Genomic DNA, 16,901 nt, shown 5'->3' with positions numbered 1-16,901 from the left:
AACGAGGCGGGGTCTAGAGCCGCTTCTTGTCGAATTTGTTACAGGCTTCCGAAAATTCGTCCGTCAGCCGACGAACAAGCTGCGCCGTGGGCAGAACGTCATGCACGCCGCCGGAGCCCTGGCCGGCCGACCAGACCGTCTTCCAGGCCCGCGCTTCCTCGCCCATGTCGAGCTTGTGTTCCGGCAGGGATTTCGGATCGATGCCGTTGGCGACCAGCGACGGCGTCAGGAAATTGGCCGGGATGCCCGAGACGGCGGGGGTGTAGGTGATGTCGCTGGCTCCGGCCTCGACGATCATCTGCTTGTACTCGGCCTGGGCCATGGACTCGGTCGTGGAGATGAAGCGGGTGCCCATATAGGCGAAGTCGGCGCCCATCATCAGGGCGGCGGCGACGTCCGAACCGGTCGAGAGGCAGCCGGACAGGATGATGGTCCCGTCGTAGAAGGACCGAACCTCCTCGACCAGGGCGAACGGATTGACCACGCCCGCGTGACCGCCGGCGCCGTTGGCCACCAGGATTAGGCCGTCGACCCCGGCCTGGGCCGCCTTGCGGGCGTGGCGGACGTTGGCGATGTCGTGGAAGACCACGCCGCCGTAGCCGTGCACCGCCTCGACCACGTCGCGCACCGCGCCGAGCGAGGTGATGACCAGCGGCGCCTTCTCCTCGACCGTCACCATCATGTCGGCCATCAACCTCGGATTGGTCGGATGGACGATGTGATTGACGCCCCAGGGGGCGGCGTCGTCGTTGAGGCGGGACTTGATCTCGTGGATCCAGTCCCGATAGCCCTCGGTGGTGCGCTGGTTCAGCGAGGGGAAGGTGCCGATGACGCCGGCGTTGCAGGCCTCGACCACCAGATCCGGTCCGGAGACCAGGAACATCGGCGCCGCGATGACCGGCAGCTTGAGACCCTTTTGCAGCGATGCCGGAATGGCCATGGCGTTTCCCCGAGTTGTCTTTCGCTACGGATAGCGGGCTGTCGCGGGGGAAGGCAAATGGAGGATGAGGGATGAGGGATGAGGGATGAGGGATTAGGGATTAGGGGCTTGGGATCAGGAGGGCTGCGCGGCCCACCCCGCGCTGAACGTCAGCGAGTAGCGGATTGCTCTCTCATCCCTCATCCCTCATCCCTAATCCCTGAATGACGGCGCGGCCGCGAGCCGCTAAACCCCGCCCATGACAACAGACACCTCCGGCCTGCACCAGCTCGGCCAGCACACCGTCCAGCCCACCTCGCCGGAAACGGCCGAGCTCGAGCGGGTGCCCAATCCGCACGCGGATGCGCTTTATCTGACGCGCTTCACGGCGCCGGAGTTCACCAGCCTGTGCCCGGTGACGGGCCAGCCGGACTTCGCCCATATCGTCATCGACTATGCGCCGGGCGACTGGCTGGTCGAGAGCAAGTCGCTGAAGCTGTATCTGACCGCCTTCCGCAACCACGGCGCCTTCCACGAGGACTGCACGGTGGCCATCGGCAAGAAGATCGCCGACCTGCTGCAGCCGAAATGGCTGCGGATCGGCGGCTACTGGTATCCCCGGGGCGGCATTCCGATCGACGTCTTCTGGCAGACGGGCGCGGCGCCGGAAGGCCTGTGGCTGCCGGACCAGGGCGTGCCGACGTATCGCGGACGGGGATGACTCCCGGCTTTCGCCCTTCCAGGTCTTCGCTTCGCGCGGCGGGCGGGCGTCAGGTCGTCGTACCCTCCGCCAGCGGCAGGGCCAGTTCGAATGTCGCGCCGGCCGCCGAAGGGACCAGGTCGAGGGTCGCCTGGCTGGCGGCCAGCAGGGCGCGGGCGATGGACAGGCCGAGGCCGGCCCCGCCCTCGCCCCTGCGGGTGGTGAAGAAGGGCTCGAAGACCCGGCCGGCGTCCGCCGGCGTGACGCCCGGGCCATCGTCGGAGACGGTCAGCACCAGCCGGTCCCCGACGGGCTTCGCCTCGACGACGACCGAGGCCGCACCGGCCTGGCGGCTGTTCTCCAGCAGGGTCGAAAGGACCATCTCCACGGTCGAGGCGGGCACGGCGACGCGCGGCGCATCCGCCGGCAGGCGGACGGTGATGGCCAGCCGGTCCGAGCGGGCGTCCACGGCCTTCATCACCGGCGGGCGGGGATCGACCGAGAGGCCGGCCTCGGGCCGGGCCATGTCGGCGCGGGCGAGGTCGAGCAGGCGGGTGACCAGGGCCGAGAGGCGGCGGCCGTCGGCGGCGATGTTGTCGAGGAAGCGTCGGCGTTGCCCGGGCTCCATGTCGTCATGGTCCTGCAGCAGTTCGACCGCGCCCTGGATGCCCGCCAGCGGGGTCTTGAACTCGTGGCTGACGGCGGCGGCGAAGTCGCGCAGATAGCGGGAGCGGCGATCGACGGCCTCGGCCATGCGGCCGAAATCCTCGTAGAGGGTGCGGATCTCGACGGCGGCGGTGGCCGGGGTGGGCGGCAGCGGCCCGCCCCCGGTGGCGACGGCGCGGGCGGCGCGGCTGAGGGCCTCGATCGGGCCGGCGATGCCCCGGGCGACCAGGACGGCGAGGAAGGCGATCAGGCCCAGGGTGCCGACGACCCCGAGGCCGATCTTGATCCGGTCCTGGTAGATGCCGCGGAACAGGGCCCGGGGCGAACGTGAGGTCAGGATCACGCCGCGCACCTGACCGTCCACGATCACCGGCCGGGCGTGGTGGATGCGCAGGCCCGAGGCGCGGCTGAGCCATTCCATCGAGTAGCGGGGGCGATAGGCGTCGTTGCGCCGCAGGACGGTGCGGGCCTCGCCGGCCAAGGCGGCGCGCACCTCCGCCAGGTCGCCGAGCGCGCCGCCGCGGTCGTGGCCGCGGATCACCACGCCCCGGCGGTCGAGGAAGAGGATGGAGGCCAGGGTCGTCCGGCTGGTCCGCTCCATGATTGGATCAAGCCGGGCCGCGACGGCCAGGGCGTCCGGGTCGGGCGGGGCGGCGGCGCTGCGCGCGGGCGGCCGGGCGGGCAGGATCGGCGTCGAGCCCAGGTCGATGGTCGCCGCCTCGGGCCGGTAATATCCGGGCGCGCGGCGGTCGGCGGGATCGAAGGGGACGACGACCACGCCCGGCCAGTCGGTCTCGGCCACCGCCGACAGGGCCGCAGCCTGGGTGATCAGTTCGGCCTCGGTCTGACGCACCAGGGTGTTCTCGTAGACGCGCAGGAAGATGGCGCTCAGCCCCGGAAGGATGGCGGCGAACATCAGCACCGAGAGCAGGATGGTGCGCAGCCGCAGCGCCGGCCAGTGCGAGCGGACGAAGGCGCGGAACCGTGCGATCACCCCGCCGCGCCGAGGCAGGGGCCGAGCTGATAGCCGACGCCGGCCCGGGTCTCGATCACATCGGCCCCGCCGGCCGAGGCGAATTTGGCGCGCAGGTTGCGGACGTGGCTGTCGATGGTCCGGTCGGTCATGGCGAAGCCGGGGCCGTGCACGCGGTCGATGATGGCGTCGCGGGTGAAGACCCGGCGCGGCGCGTCGGCCAGGACCCGGACGATGCTGAACTCGGTCACCGTCAGCGGCACCTCGACATCCTGCCAGCGGGCCCGCCAGCCGTCGGCGTCGAGGCTGAGCCGGCCCCAGGCGAAATGGCCGGCGGTCGGCGGCGGCGGGGTGCGGGCCGCGCGGCGCAGGATGGCCGCGACCCGGGCCACCACCTCGCGCGGGCTGAAGGGTTTGACGACATAGTCGTCCGCTCCCAGCTCCATGCCGAGGACCCGGTCGATCTCGTCGTCGCGCGAGGACAGGAACAGGATGGGCAGGTCGCCCCGGGCGCGGATGCGGCGGCAGGTCTCGATCCCGTCCATGCGCGGCATGTTGATGTCGAGGATCACCAGATCCGGCGCGCGCAGGGCGATCTCGGCCAAGGCCGCCTCGCCGTCGGCGGCCTCGCGGGTGGCCAGTCCGGCCTTCTGCAGGGCGAAGGTCAGGAGGTCGCGGATGTGCGGGTCGTCGTCGACCACCAGGACGGTGCATTGCATGATCGCCATGTTCAGCCTCCCGCCGGCGAGGTCAACGGTTCAGGCGCGGGCCAGGCCGAAGGGGGCAGGACCGCGGCGGGCGCGGGCGGCGGCGGCGGCGGGCGAAGGCGTCCGTCCCAGTATCGCGGGCCGGGCCGGGGTGGCGACAGCGGGCGGCCCCTCGTGAGCCGATCGACCCGATCCAGTCGTCGCTGGTCGCGCCACGTCCAGCCGCGCCATTCGCTCTGGCTGCGGCGGACATTGGCCATGACTTCGAGACGGACGGCGGCCACACGGTCGCGCAGTCCGGGATCGTCGGTGGCCTGTTCCAGCTCGACCAGCGAGACCAGGGCCGGGGCGCCGAGGCCGCGCAGATAGCCGAGGTCCAGTTCGACCCCGCGGCCGCCGACCTCGCGGGCATGGCGCACATTCCAGGCCGCGGCGACGCCGCCGAGGTCGATCACGCTGATCACGGCCAGCACGCCCAGACTGACGCCGACATTGGCGTTGATCAGCCAGTGGGCTGACCGGTCGCGCAGCATGCGCCAGCAGATCAGCAGCAGGCCGACGGCGACCAGCGCCATCCACACCATGGCGGCGATGCGGAAGCGGGTCAGGGCGTAGGCCTCGATATAGTCGGCGGTGCGCAGCAGGCTGGAGGCGACCAGGACGATGTTCTGGGCCACCCAGACCACCACCAGCCCGCGCACCAGCGGGCGCCGGGCCGTGTCCGAGCCCGGCTGCAGGGCGACCAGCACGAACAGGCCGGCCAGCAGGGCGGTGACGATCAGGGGGTAGGCGCCGCGGTGGGCGTAGTCGGCCAGGCCCATGTCGCCGGGCAGGGGCGCGCCGCTCCACAGGAAGGCGATGTCGAGGCCGTTCTGCAGGGCGAAGACGGCGTTGAAGACGACCAGGGACCAGGTGATGGAGGTGGTCAGGGCGGGCGACGGCCGCGCCGCGCCGCGTGTCGGCAGGGCGATCAGCCGGCGCCGCCAGCGGGGGCGCAGCGCGCCCCAGACCATGACGGCGACGACACCCCAGAGCATGGCCCGGGCAAAGCCTTCGGCTGACAGGGTCGGTCCCGTCAGTCCGGCGAAGAAGTCCGAGATCAGCGGGTTGGCGGCCGCGAACAGGGCGAGGAAGATCGCGCCGCCAACGACCGGCATGACCAGCAGACCCAGGATGGCGACCGCGGAGAGCCCCGTGCGCCGCCGCCGCCTGAACTGTGAGGGCCGGAACAGGTCGAGCAACGGGCCGACGAGGCCCGCCACGCCCATAACCACCAGCCTCTGGCCCCAGGCCCAGGCCGGCTCGCCGGAGCGGACCCGGGCGGACAGCACGGCCACGGCCGTCGCGAGGCCGAACAGCCCCCAGGCCAGCGGGCCGGGCCGGTCGACCATGACCAGGGCAAGGGCGACGGCGGCGACGACGGCGGCGAGGGCGCGCCACTCCCGCAACAGGCCGGGCCGCGCCACGACCAGCGCCCCGAGCCAGGCGAGGGCGAACAGGCCCACGGTCGATCCCGGCTCATGCCAGACGAAGAAGAGGTCGGCCAGGGCCACGAGGGCGATGGCCAGACCAAGCTTAAGCCGGAAGGACGAGCGGGACAGGACGGGGGTGTGAAGCATGGGGCCTCCCTTTCGGTCCCGCTTGTCGGCGCGCGGCGTCCACCCCGGTTGCGCCCGCCGGGGAGTATCCGCGCAGACCCCGTGCAGGTCCGGTGCAGACGCCGCCGGGCGCTTGCCCGGAGGTGGCGATAGCTTCTAGGAGGGACGCGCAGCGGAGGCCTCATGACCACCACCCAAACCGACGTCGTCATTCTGGGCGGGGGCCACAACGGCCTGGTGTGCGCCTTCTATCTGGCCAGGGCCGGGTTGAAGGTGACGGTGCTGGAGCGGCGGCATGTGGTCGGCGGGGCGGCGGTGACCGAGGAATTCCATCCCGGTTTCCGCAACTCGACCGCCAGCTACACCGTCAGCCTGCTGAACCCGAAGATTATCGCCGATCTGGAGCTGGCCCGGCACGGACTGAGGGTGGTCGAGCGCAAGGTCTCCAACTTCCTGCCCTTCGACGACGGCCGCTATTTCCTCGCGGGCGAGGGGCGGACGCAGGGAGAGCTGGCGAAGTTTTCGGTCCGCGACGCGGAACGGCTGCCCGACTATGAGGCGCGGCTGGAGGTCGTGGCCTCGGTGCTGCGCGACTGGATCCTGAAGGCTCCGCCCAACATGGTGGAGGGCGGCTGGATGGCCATGCTGCCGGAACTGCTGAAGGGGGCGTCGCTGGGCCGGCAGGCGGCGGGACTGGATACGCAAGGCCGGCGCGACCTGCTGGACCTGTTCGCCAAGTCGGCCGGCGACTGGCTGGACGGCTGGTTCGAGAGCGATCCGATCAAGGCCCTGTTCGGCTTCGACAGCGTCGTCGGCAACTACGCCAGTCCGTATACGCCGGGCTCGGCCTATGTGCTGCTGCACCATGTCTTCGGCGAGGTGAACGGGCGCAAGGGCGTCTGGGGCCACGCCATCGGCGGCATGGGGGCGATCACCCAGGCCATGGCCGCAGCCTGCGCCGAGGTCGGGGTCGACGTGCGGCTCGATACGCCGATCGCCTCCGTCCTGACCGGGAAGGGCCGCGCGGCCGGCGCGGTGACCGAGGCCGGGGACGTGGTCCGGGCTCGGGCGGTGGTGTCGAACCTGCACCCGCGCCTGCTGTTCGAGCGGTTCGTGGACGACGCGGTCGTGCCCGCTGACTTCCGGGAGCGGATCGGCAACTACCAGTCGGGCTCGGGCACCTTCCGCATGAACGTGGCGCTGTCGGAACTGCCCGACTTCGCGGCGCTGCCGGGGCGGGGCGACCACCTGACCGCCGGCGTCATCATCGCTCCGACGCTGGGATACATGGACCGGGCCCATGCCGAGGCGCGGCTGAACGGCTGGTCGTCGAAACCGATCGTCGAGATGCTGATCCCCTCGACCCTGGACGACAGCCTGGCGCCGCCCGGACAGCACGTCGCCAGCCTGTTCTGCCAGCACGTCTCGCCCGATCTGGCGGACGAGCACCGCGACACGGTGGCCGATCTGATGATCGACACGGTCGACCGCCATGCCCCGGGCTTCAAGGCGTCGGTGGTCGGCCGGCTGGCGCTGGGACCGCGCGACCTGGAGCGGCGCTTCGGCCTGGTCGGCGGCGACATCTTCCACGGCCGGCTGAGCCTGGACCAGCTGTTCAGCGCCCGACCGGTGCTGGGCCATGCCGATCACCGGATGCCGGTGCCGGGTCTCTATCTGTGCGGATCGGGCGCCCACCCCGGCGGCGGAGTCACGGGCGCGCCCGGTCACAATGCGGCGCGGGCGGTGCTGAAGGATCTGGGGCGGTAGGGGCGAGGGCCAGGCGCGAGGAAGGTCCCGGGGGGTTACTCGCCCTCGATCCTGATCAGGCTTGCTCAATCCCCATCGCCTTCATCAGGGCGTCGCGGACGGCGGCCTCGGTGAAGGGCTTCTGGATCGTGGCCTGGCCGCGCCATTCCTCTGGCAGGCCGCCCTCGCCATAGCCGGTCGAGAAGACGAACGGCACGCCGCGGGCCTTGAGCGCGTCGGCGACCGGGAAGACCAGCCGGCCCGAGACGTTGACGTCCAGCAGGGCGGCGTCGAGCGACTCGGCGCCCGTGGCCATTTCAAGACCCTCGTCCACGGTGGACGCCGGGCCGACGGGCGTGCAGCCCATGTCCTCGAGGATGGTTTCCAGCAGCATGGCGACCAGCGACTCGTCTTCGACGATCAGAACGCGGCGATCCGACAAGGCTTGGGTCATGAACGTCTCCCCCGATCCAGCGGCGCCGATATTTCCGCGCTGAAACCGCTGCTTGCGTAGTCGAGTTTGACCTCGCCCGCCAGATCATGGCGCACGTTTCGTTCAATCAGCCGACTGCCGAAACCCTTGCGCTCCGGAGGCGTGGCCGGCGGGCCGCCGACCTCGCGCCACGTCAGGGTCAGGACCGGGTTGAGCTGATCCGAGACGGCCCAGTCCACCAGCACCCGGCCCTCGGGCGCCGACAGGGCCCCGTATTTGGCGGCGTTGGTGGCGAGCTCGTGGATGATCATGCCGAACGACAGGGCCGCGGCGGGGTCCAGAGCCACGGGCGGGCCGACCAGGGTCATACGGTGGGGCCCATGGGCCTCGGTCTCATGGGCCAGAACGGCGCCCAGATCGGCGCCCTCCCAATGGCTGCGCGTCAGCAGGTCGTGGGTATGGGACAGGGCCATCAGACGAGCCTGGAAGCTCTCGGCGAAGGTGCGGGGGTCGGGATGGGACCGCGCCGTCTGCATGGCGATCGACTGGACGGTGGCCAGGGTGTTCTTCACCCGGTGGTTCAGCTCGTCGATCATCAGCTTCTGGCGTTCGGCCGCCTTGACCACGTCGGTGACGTCATGGCCCTGGACGAAGACGCCGACGATCCGTCCGTCAACGTCGCGGATGGGCTGATAGACAAAGTCGACATAGGCGTCCTCGGGCGCCTCTCCCGGCGAGCGCTGAAGCTTGACCAGACTGGCCTGGCCATGGACCGGCTCCCCGGTCTCGAAGACGCTGTCCAGCAGGTCGATAAAGCCCTGGTCGACCACCTCGGGCAGGGCCTGCGCGGTCGCGAGCCCCTCCAGGTCGCGATGGCCGGTCAGACGGCGATAGGCCTCGTTGTAGAACTGGAACACATGGGTCGGTCCCGACAGGACGGCGACGAACCCGGGCGACTGCATGAACATGTCGACGAGCCGGTTGCGCTCGCTGGCCAGGCGGAGGTTGTCCTCCTGGACGATGCGCGCCCGCTCCAGGACGTTGCCCCCGATCATCGCGTCCAGGGCGGTGGAGGAGGCCGCGCCGTGAGTCGCGGCGGTGCTCTGGCGCAGCCGTTCCAGCTCGGTGATGTCGGTGGTGTGCTGCAGCAGCCAGATCACCTCGCCCTCGGCGTTCAGGATCGGCGTGTGGGTGGCGCTCCAGTACCGTTCCTCCAGGACCGGTTCGCCGGCCGGCGTCGCGCGCGGAATGGAAAAGCGCACCAGGGCGAGGTGGTCGCGCTGACGCGTGTCGCGCGCCTTTTCCAGCGAGGCCTGGACCTGCCGCACGTTTTGCGGCGCTTCGTCGCCCGGCCCGGAGTCGAAGGCGGCGAACAGGGGCTGGCCGATGATGGCGTCCCGCGTGCTGTTCGTGACGTCCAGGTAGGCCTGGTTCGCGCCCGCGATCCGCAAGTCGGGCGTCAGCAGGACATACGGATTCGGCGAGGCGTCGAATGCGCCCGCCAGATCGACCGCCAGGTCGCCCGATTTCGCCAGCTGCTTCAAGTCAACTCCACCCCGGTCCGGCCATAACGCCGTGAACCGCAATCGGTTCACCCCATCGCGAGCCCGGAGCAGAGTCGTTATTTGAGACATCGCTCCCGCCCGCGCTAGTGTCCGGCCATGGTTCTGGCTTCAATTTTCGTCGCGGCGGTTCTGATCATGACTCCATCGGAGGCCGGGCCGTCCAACCCTCGCGTCGCGGTCGAACAGGGCGAGCTGGTCGGCCGGCGGGACGGAACGGTCGTCAGTTTCAAGGGCGTCCCCTACGCCGCGCCGCCGGTGGGCCCGCTGCGCTGGCGGAGGCCCCATCCCGCCGCGTCGTGGCGCGGGCCCCGCGACGCCGGACAGGTCGGGGCGATCTGCATCCAGCCCCCGTCGGGCGGCGATCCGGGTGTGGGGCCCCTGCCGATGAGCGAGGACTGTCTGACGCTGAACGTCTGGACGCCGGCGGACCGGGCCGGGCCTCGGCCGGTGATGGTCTGGATCCACGGCGGCGGGTTCAACAACGGCTCGGGCACGGCGGCGCTGTACGACGGGACGAATCTGGCCAGGCGCGGCGTGGTGGTGGTGACGATCAACTACCGGCTGGGGCGATTGGGCTTTTTCGATCATCCGGCGCTGGCGGCGGAGCGCGAGCAGGGTGAGCCGGCGGCCAACTACGGGATGATGGACATCGTCGCCGCCCTGAAATGGGTGCGCGACAATGCGGCGGCCTTCGGCGGGGACGCCGGGAACGTCACCGTCTTCGGCGAATCGGCCGGCGGGGCGGCGGTGACCCGGCTGATGATCTCGCCCGAGGCGCGCGGCCTGTTCCACCGGGCGGTCGTGCAGTCCGGTCTGGGCCGCGACTCAGGCGTTCCGCTGGACGCGCCTTCGGCCATCGGCGGTCCGTCGCTGCGGGACCGCGGCGCGGCCTTCGCCCGGACGGTCGGCGCGACGACGGCGGAGGCCCTTCGCGCCCTGCCCGCCGAGGCCCTGCTGAACCCCGCGCCGAACTTCTACGGCGGCGACAATCTGGTCGTCGACGGCCAGCTGGTCACCGAGGATGTCGAAGCCGCCTTCGCCGCCGGCCGCGAGGCGCCGGTCCCGCTGATCATCGGCACGAACAGCGCCGAGTTCTGGTGGATCCGGCCGCAGGAGATCAGCCCCTATGGCGCCATCGACGACGCCCTGACGTCGCAGGAACGGGTCGATCTCTACGCGGCCTATGGCGGGGAGGACGGCTATCGCGCCCATGTGGTCAGCGACCTGGCCTTCAACGAGCCCGCCCGCCACCTGGCGCGGCTGCACGCCCGGAACGGGCATCCGACGTATCTGTACCGCTTCGACGTCGTGCCGGATTCCAACCCCGAGCCCAGCGGCGGCGCGACCCATGCCTCCGAGCGGCCCTATGTGTTCGACAATCTGCACACGGTCGGGCGTCCGATGGGCGAGCGGGACGACCGCGCGGCCAGGGCCATGGCGGACTACTGGACCCGATTCGCGACCCGGGGCGATCCGAACGGGGAGGGGCTTCCCATCTGGCCCGGGTTCGGCGCCGAACGCGACCGGCTGCTGGAGTTCACCAACGACGGTCCGGTGGCGAAGGCGATCCCGTTCGCCGACCGGCTGGACCTGATCGAAGCCTATTACGCCCGGGTGAGGTGAAGCGCGGCTTTCTCCCTCCCCCGAAGTGGGGAGGGACGGCGAGGCGAAGCCGAGCCCGGGTGGGGAAGTGCGGACATTCCACCGTCCGGGCTTGCCGCTGCAATTCCCCACCCCGATCGCTGCGCGATCGACCCTCCCCATGAAGGGGAGGGAGAGGGGTGTGGCTACAGCGTATCCAGCACCGCGCCGTGGGTCCGGATGACCTCGGCGTACAGCAGGCCGGAATCCTTGATGGTCCGTTCCTGGGTCAGGAAGTTCACGTGTGTGATGCCGAACCGCTTGGAATAGCCCAGCGACCATTCCAGATTGTCGAGCAGCGACCAGGCCATGTAGCCGCGGATGTCGACGCCCTTGCCGATGGCGTCGTGCAGGGCCTTGAGGTGGTTCTTCAGATAGTCGACCCGCATCGGATCCTGGATGCGGCCGTCGATGGCGTGGGGCGGATCGTACCAGGCCGAGCCGTTCTCGGTGACCATCAACGGCAGGCCGTTGGTCTGTTCGTGCAGCCAGACCAGGGTGTCGGTGAGGGCCGGGGGATAGACCTCCCAGCCGGTCTCGGTGTGGGCGTGCTGGATCTGTTTCACCGGGCGCGAACGGGTCGGCCAGGCGTCGGGTGCGTTCTCGGGCACCGAGCGGGTGTACCAGTTCAGCCCCATCCAGTCGGTCGGCTGGGCGATCAGGTCGAAGTCTTCCTGCGGGAACTCGCGGTACGCCTCGCCATAGACGTCCTTCAGCTCCTCCGGATAGCCGCGGCCCATCAGCGGGTCGAGGAACCAGCGGTTCATCTGGGCCTCGGCGCGCTTGCGGGCGGCCTCGTCCTCGGGCTTGTCCGACGCGGGATATTTGGGCTCGATGTTGAGGACGATGCCGATCTGGCCTTCGCCGACTTCACGGAAGCGCTTCACCGCGGCGCCGTGGGCGCGCAGCACGTTGTGGCCGGCGATCATGGCCTCGAAGGCCGACTTGTGGCCGGGGGCCAGGGCGCCGTGCAGATAGCCGCCGTCGACGATGACCCAGGGCTCGTTGATCGTGCCCCAGGTCTTCACCCGGCCCTTGAATTTCTCGAACAGGACCTGGCCGTAGTCGGCGAACCAGTCGGCGATGTCGGGGTTCAGCCAGCCGCCGCGATCGTCCAGCGCCGCCGGCAGGTCCCAGTGATAAAGGGTGCACAGCGGCTCGATGCCCTTTTCCAGCAGGCCGTCGACGAGCTTGTCGTAGAAGTCGAGCCCCTTCGGATTGATGGCCCCGCGGCCCTCCGGCATGACCCGACTCCAGCTCACCGAAAACCGGTAGGCCTGCAGGTTCAGGCGGGTCATCAGGTCGATGTCCTCGCGCCAGCGGTTGTAATGGTCGCAGGCCACGTCGCCGGTGTCGCCGTTCAGCATCATGCCGGGGGTGTGGCTGAACCGGTCCCAGATCGACGCCCCCGCGCCGTCGGCCATGGACGAGCCCTCGATCTGATAGGCGGCCGTCGCTGCGCCCCACAGAAAACCTTCGGGAAACCGATAGTTGCCTGTGTTTTCTGAAGTCATCTGAAGGAGCCTCGGCGAGCTGGGACGCGAACTGGAAGGACGGATTGGCGACGGTCGGTACCTGTGTAGCCCTGCCGACACAACCTCGGTGTGTCCAAACTAGGGCACTTGCGGGGCGTATTACTAGTGTGTCATGTAATCGGTTACAGAGATTTTCCGGACGGACCCGCACAAGCGGGCCGGCACCGGTGGAAACACAGGGAGGATGACGCTTGACGCCGACGGCGCCCCGACAAATCTGCGTGGAGACCGCGGCGTGAAGGCCGCCACGATTCGCGATGTCGCGGAGCGGGCGGATGTGTCCGTGGCCTCGGTTTCGCGCGTCCTCAACGGCGCCGGCCCCGTGACCGAAGCGACCCGCAACAAGGTGCTCGAGGCCGCCAAGGCGCTGCAGTACGTGCCGCATTCGGGCGCCCGCAGCCTGTCGACCAGCAGGAGCCAGACCATCGGCGTCATCCTGCCGGACCTGTACGGCGAGTTCTTCTCGGAACTGATCCGCGGCATGGACGTCGCCGCCCGCTCGCTCGGCTATCACCTGATCGTTTCCAGCTCGCACGACGACGCGGAGGAGGCCTCGGCCGCGATCCGTTCGATGCGCGGCCGGGTCGACGGCCTGATCGTGCTGTCGCCCCATCTGGACGCCGCCAACCTGGCCGCCGGCCTCGCGGGCCGCACGCCCATCCTGCTGATGAACGGCGGGGCGGACGACAACCGCGCCTCGATCGTTGTCGACAATCATGGCGGCGCGATTCAGGCCGTCGAGCATCTGATCGCCACGGGCCGCCGGCGCATCGCCCATATCTCGGGCCCGACCGGCAACCTCGAGGCCGAGGCCCGGCTGGCGGGCTATCTCGAGGCCATGGCCAGGGCGGGCCTGCCGACGACCGTGGTCGAGGGCGCCTTCACCCAGGCCTCGGGTCATGACGCCGGCGTGGCGCTGGCCGCGAGCCAGACCCGCCCCGATGCGGTCTTCGCCGGCAACGACAACATGGCCGTCGGAGCCATGCTGGCGCTCCAGGACGCGGGCCTGCGCGTGCCCGAGGACGTGGCCATCGTCGGCTTCGACGACGTGCCGATCGCCAGCCTGGTCCGGCCCGCCCTGACGACCCTCAGGATCCAGATTGCAGAAACCGGACGCGGCGCGCTCGAGCGCCTCGTCCGCATGATCAACGCAGCGGGCGAAGCCGTCGCCGACACCGCATGCGAGGTCGTCCGGCCCGAGCTGGTCGTACGCCCGTCAAGCCAACCGGCGACATCCGACATCACCAAATCCGGCGGGCGTCTTCGCGCCGACGCCGACACGCCATCTCTGAAGGGGGAGAATTCCTGATGACCCGCAAGTCCATTCAGTACATGGGGGCGGCCTCCGCTCTCGCCCTGGCCGTCTCGCTGGCGTGCGCCGGCGGGGTTTCGGCCCAGGTGACCACTTCGACGATCCGCGGCTCGGTCACGGACGACGGCGTCGCCGAGGCGGGGGCCACGGTCGTCGCGCGCGACACCGCGTCGGGCTTCACCACCCGCTCCACCGCCAACGCCAACGGCGGCTATGTGCTGTCGGGTCTGCGCCCCGGCACCTATGAGGTCACGGTGACCACGACGGAGGGCGAAACCGCGTCGGACGTCGTCACGATCGGCGTCGGCCAGGTCGGCGATCTGGATCTGGCCGTCGGGGCGGCGGTCATCGCCGCCGACAGCGACGCTACCGAGCTGGGCGATGTGGTCGTCACCGGCCGCCGTCTGGCCGAGGTGCGCACGCCGGAGAACGCGACCAACGTCACGACCCAGCAGATCAACACCCTGCCGCAGATCAACCGCAACTTCCTCAATTTCGCGGCCCTGGCGCCGGGCGTTCGCCTGTCGCAGGACGAGAACGAGCAGACCATCACCGCCGGCGGCCAGCGCGCGGAATCGGTCAACGCCTTCATCGACGGCGCCAGCCTGAAGTCCAACATCATCGCCGGCGGCATCATCGGCCAGGACGACAGCCGCGGGAACCCGTTCCCCCAGGCCGGGATCCAGGAGTTCCGGGTCGTCAGCCAGAACTTCAAGGCCGAGTATGAGCAGGCCTCGTCGGCGATCATCACCGCCGTCACCCGGTCCGGCACGAACGAGTTCCACGGCGAGGTCTTCGCCACCTATCGCGACCAGGAATACATCGCCCAGGACACCTTCTCCGAGCGTCGCGGCGACCCGAAGGCCGACCTCGAGGTCCAGCAGTACGGCTTCGCCCTCGGCGGTCCGATCATCCAGGACACGCTGCACTTCTTCGGCACCTATGAGCACAAGCAGGAAAACCGCGCCCGCGCCGTCAACCTGGGCCGTCAGGACGCGCGCTTCGTCACCCAGTTCGGCCAGTACATCGGCACCTTCGCGGCGCCGTTCGAGGAAGACCTGTTCTTCGGCAAGCTCAGCTGGCAGCCGATGGAAGGCCATCTGCTCGACTGGAGCGTCACCTATCGCGACGAATCCGACCTGCGTGACTTCGGCGGCGCGGATTCGTTCGAGCGCGCCAACAACCTCCAGCAGACGACCCTGACCAGCAATCTTCGCTACCAGTGGCAGACGGACTCGTTCCTGAACGAGTTCGCGATCGACTATCGCGACTACAATTACAATCCGGGCGCCGCCAACTTCTCGGCCGCCGGCGCGACCTATCGGCTGTTCGAGAACGACACCAATGCGGGCCTTCCCGGCTTCCAGCCCGACTATTTCGGCGGCGCCGCCATCATCAATCTCGGCGGCCGCGACAGCACCCAGGACATCCACGACAACGCCATCACGATCCGCAACGATCTGACGTTCAACGATCTCGAGATGAGCGGCTTCCACACCATCAAGCTGGGCGCCAAGGTGTCGCTCCAGAACTATGAGGTGAACAAGCAGTTCGGCCGCAACCCGAACTTCTACTACGACGTCGACGGTCGGCCGGAACTGAGCGGCAGCACCACGGTGCCGTACCGCGTCGAACTGGGCCAGGCCTTCCCCGAGGTCGATCTCGATAACACCGTCATCGGCCTGTACATCCAGGACGACTGGCGGATCACCGACCAGCTGGAGCTGAACCTCGGCCTGCGCTGGGACTATGAAACCGACGCCAACAACAACGACTATGTGACCCCGGCCAGCGTCATCGCCGGCCTGGACCAGTGGATCGCCTCCACCGACGGCGGCAAGCCCGCGGGCTATGCGCCGAGCTGGTTCAACAGGGACGACTACATCTCGACCGGGAACAACCGCGACCCGTTCGCGGGCGCCTTCCAGCCCCGCATCGGCTTCTCTTACGATGTGTTCGGGGACCGGGCGACGGTGATCTTCGGCGGCGCGGGACGGTACTACGACCGGGTCAACTTCAACTTCTCGTACGACGAACTGGTCAAGCCGTTCGACATCCGCAAGAACGCCTTCTTCAGCACCACCGGCCGGCCGGCGGGCCAGGACCGCGATCCCGGTCCGGGCGTCGATCTGCCGGGAGACGCCGGTGATCCGATCCTGTGGCAGGCCTCGTACGGCACCGCCGCCGGCCTGGATCCGGTTCTGGCGACCATCCCCGGCAAGGGCGAAGCCTTCCTGCTGTCGAACGACTTCGAGCCGCCCCGGACCGACCAGTTCAACCTCGGTCTTCGCCAGCGCTTCGGCGACTGGCAGAGCGAGTTCACCCTCGCCTACGGCAAGACCGAAAACGAGTTCACCTGGGCCTATCTGAACCGCTGCCGCGAACCCACACGCGGCAACGACGGCGGCGGCTTCGGCGACAACGGCGGCTTCTGCTCGCCGGGCGGCACGAACCCGTATCGCAGCTATCTGGTGTCGGACCACAACAAGAGCCGTGAGTTCAAGGCTCTCTACGTCAAGCTGGACAAGAACTACACGGCCGACTCCGGCTGGGGCCTGAACGTCGCCTACACCTGGTCGCAGGCTGAACAGAACGGCGGACGGGACGCCTTCTGCTTCGACTGCTTCAGCATCGAGAGCTCGCCGGTCCGTCCGACCGACAATGACGAGCGTCACCGCATCGTCGCCAACGGCATCGTGGATCTGCCGTTCGACTTCCAGCTGTCGGGCATCCTGACGCTGGGCTCTGGCACGCCTTTCGACGTGTTCGACGGACGCGGCCCGAACTTCGTTTACCGCCCGAACCACGGCCGCCCGCAGCAATATAACTTCATCATCCCGAACTCCTTCGCCTACCGGAACCTCGATCTCCGCCTGACGAAGGACTTCACGGTGTTCAGCGGATCGGAACTGTCGCTCTATCTGGACGTCATCAACGTCTTCAACTTCGACAACTTCAGCGGCTTCGACGGCGGGACGGGCTCTACGGCGAGCCCCAATCCGAACTTCGAGCAGCCTTCGACCGTGCTGTTCCCGACGCGCACCTTCCAGTTGGGCATGCGTTACAGCTTCTAACGGCTCCTGAGCCTGGCGGCCGCCCCCCGGTC

The 16,901-nt window shown here is 69.2% G+C and carries 12 protein-coding genes; 5 read left to right on the top strand and 7 right to left on the bottom strand.

Translation table 11 applies throughout. From position 1 onward, the window contains the following. Nucleotides 1–13: 13 nt before the first annotated feature. The gene (locus tag WC555_RS06065; protein ID WP_373252111.1) at nt 14–940 is read right to left on the bottom strand and encodes an NAD(P)H-dependent flavin oxidoreductase; all 927 of its coding nucleotides are present in this window, start codon (nt 938–940) and stop codon (nt 14–16) included. 238 nt (nt 941–1,178) lie between these two features. Between WC555_RS06065 and queF the strand changes: the two genes are divergently transcribed. Next, nucleotides 1,179–1,640 carry a preQ(1) synthase gene (gene queF / locus WC555_RS06060; protein WP_373252108.1) on the top strand — a complete coding sequence of 154 codons (462 nt, stop codon included), beginning with the start codon at nt 1,179–1,181 and terminating at the stop codon, nt 1,638–1,640. Nucleotides 1,641–1,689: 49 nt separating this feature from the next. Here queF and WC555_RS06055 read toward each other — a convergent pair whose 3' ends face one another. Genes WC555_RS06055 through WC555_RS06045 form a run of 3 tightly spaced genes read right to left on the bottom strand, consistent with a single transcriptional unit; the run spans nt 1,690 to nt 5,584 of the window. Beyond that, nucleotides 1,690–3,279 (bottom strand): sensor histidine kinase, encoded by a 1,590-nt coding sequence (locus WC555_RS06055; RefSeq protein WP_373252106.1) that lies wholly within the window; start codon nt 3,277–3,279, stop codon nt 1,690–1,692. Further along, on the bottom strand, nt 3,276–3,986 hold the full coding sequence (locus tag WC555_RS06050; RefSeq protein ID WP_373252103.1) for a response regulator: 711 nt from the start codon (nt 3,984–3,986) through the stop codon (nt 3,276–3,278). The genes WC555_RS06055 and WC555_RS06050 overlap by 4 nt, the downstream gene beginning before the upstream one ends. A gap of 2 nt (nt 3,987–3,988) precedes the next feature. Further along, nucleotides 3,989–5,584, bottom strand: a complete 1,596-nt coding sequence (locus WC555_RS06045) for a DUF4173 domain-containing protein (RefSeq protein WP_373252102.1) — start codon at nt 5,582–5,584, stop codon at nt 3,989–3,991. A 162-nt stretch (nt 5,585–5,746) separates the two neighbouring features. Between WC555_RS06045 and WC555_RS06040 the strand changes: the two genes are divergently transcribed. Further along, nucleotides 5,747–7,330 (top strand): phytoene desaturase family protein, encoded by a 1,584-nt coding sequence (locus WC555_RS06040; protein ID WP_373252099.1) that lies wholly within the window; start codon nt 5,747–5,749, stop codon nt 7,328–7,330. 55 nt (nt 7,331–7,385) lie between these two features. On the opposite strand, the gene WC555_RS06035 is transcribed toward WC555_RS06040, so the two are convergent. After that, the gene (locus tag WC555_RS06035; protein WP_373252097.1) at nt 7,386–7,763 is read right to left on the bottom strand and encodes a response regulator; all 378 of its coding nucleotides are present in this window, start codon (nt 7,761–7,763) and stop codon (nt 7,386–7,388) included. Continuing rightward, a complete protein-coding gene (locus WC555_RS06030) occupies nt 7,760–9,286 on the bottom strand; it encodes a sensor histidine kinase (protein WP_373252095.1) in 1,527 nt (508 codons plus the stop codon). Before WC555_RS06030 ends, WC555_RS06035 begins: the two co-directional genes overlap by 4 nt. 117 nt (nt 9,287–9,403) lie before the next feature. Here WC555_RS06030 and WC555_RS06025 point away from each other — a divergent pair, with 117 nt between their 5' ends. After that, complete coding sequence (locus WC555_RS06025) at nt 9,404–10,930, top strand: carboxylesterase/lipase family protein (RefSeq protein ID WP_373252093.1); 1,527 nt, start codon at nt 9,404–9,406, stop codon at nt 10,928–10,930. 164 nt (nt 10,931–11,094) lie between these two features. Here the strand turns inward: WC555_RS06025 and WC555_RS06020 are convergent, their stop codons facing one another. Then, entirely contained in the window at nt 11,095–12,462 is a 1,368-nt protein-coding gene (locus WC555_RS06020; protein WP_373252091.1) for a GH1 family beta-glucosidase, read from the bottom strand. A gap of 205 nt (nt 12,463–12,667) precedes the next feature. On the opposite strand from WC555_RS06020, the gene WC555_RS06015 reads away from it, so the two are divergent. Next, nucleotides 12,668–13,792, top strand: coding sequence for a LacI family DNA-binding transcriptional regulator (locus tag WC555_RS06015; RefSeq protein ID WP_373252089.1), 1,125 nt, complete (start codon nt 12,668–12,670; stop codon nt 13,790–13,792). Continuing rightward, complete coding sequence (locus WC555_RS06010; RefSeq protein ID WP_373252087.1) at nt 13,792–16,869, top strand: carboxypeptidase regulatory-like domain-containing protein; 3,078 nt, start codon at nt 13,792–13,794, stop codon at nt 16,867–16,869. The genes WC555_RS06015 and WC555_RS06010 overlap by 1 nt, the downstream gene beginning before the upstream one ends. Nucleotides 16,870–16,901: the final 32 nt, after the last annotated feature.

It is taken from the genome of Brevundimonas sp., assembly GCF_041648615.1.
Taxonomy (GTDB): domain Bacteria; phylum Pseudomonadota; class Alphaproteobacteria; order Caulobacterales; family Caulobacteraceae; genus Brevundimonas.
This window is presented reverse-complemented; position numbering and strand designations above follow the sequence as displayed.

Bases quoted from the DNA above. Each gene is read 5' to 3' on its own strand.
- WC555_RS06065 (WP_373252111.1), bottom strand. From the start codon at position 940: ATGGCCATTCCGGCATCGCTGCAAAAGGGTCTCAAGCTGCCGGTCATC.
- queF (WP_373252108.1), top strand. From the start codon at position 1,179: ATGACAACAGACACCTCCGGCCTGCACCAGCTCGGCCAGCACACCGTC.
- WC555_RS06050 (WP_373252103.1), bottom strand. From the start codon at position 3,986: ATGGCGATCATGCAATGCACCGTCCTGGTGGTCGACGACGACCCGCAC.
- WC555_RS06045 (WP_373252102.1), bottom strand. From the start codon at position 5,584: ATGCTTCACACCCCCGTCCTGTCCCGCTCGTCCTTCCGGCTTAAGCTT.
- WC555_RS06040 (WP_373252099.1), top strand. From the start codon at position 5,747: ATGACCACCACCCAAACCGACGTCGTCATTCTGGGCGGGGGCCACAAC.
- WC555_RS06035 (WP_373252097.1), bottom strand. From the start codon at position 7,763: ATGACCCAAGCCTTGTCGGATCGCCGCGTTCTGATCGTCGAAGACGAG.
- WC555_RS06025 (WP_373252093.1), top strand. From the start codon at position 9,404: ATGGTTCTGGCTTCAATTTTCGTCGCGGCGGTTCTGATCATGACTCCA.
- WC555_RS06020 (WP_373252091.1), bottom strand. From the start codon at position 12,462: ATGACTTCAGAAAACACAGGCAACTATCGGTTTCCCGAAGGTTTTCTG.
- WC555_RS06015 (WP_373252089.1), top strand. From the start codon at position 12,668: ATGACGCTTGACGCCGACGGCGCCCCGACAAATCTGCGTGGAGACCGC.
- WC555_RS06010 (WP_373252087.1), top strand. From the start codon at position 13,792: ATGACCCGCAAGTCCATTCAGTACATGGGGGCGGCCTCCGCTCTCGCC.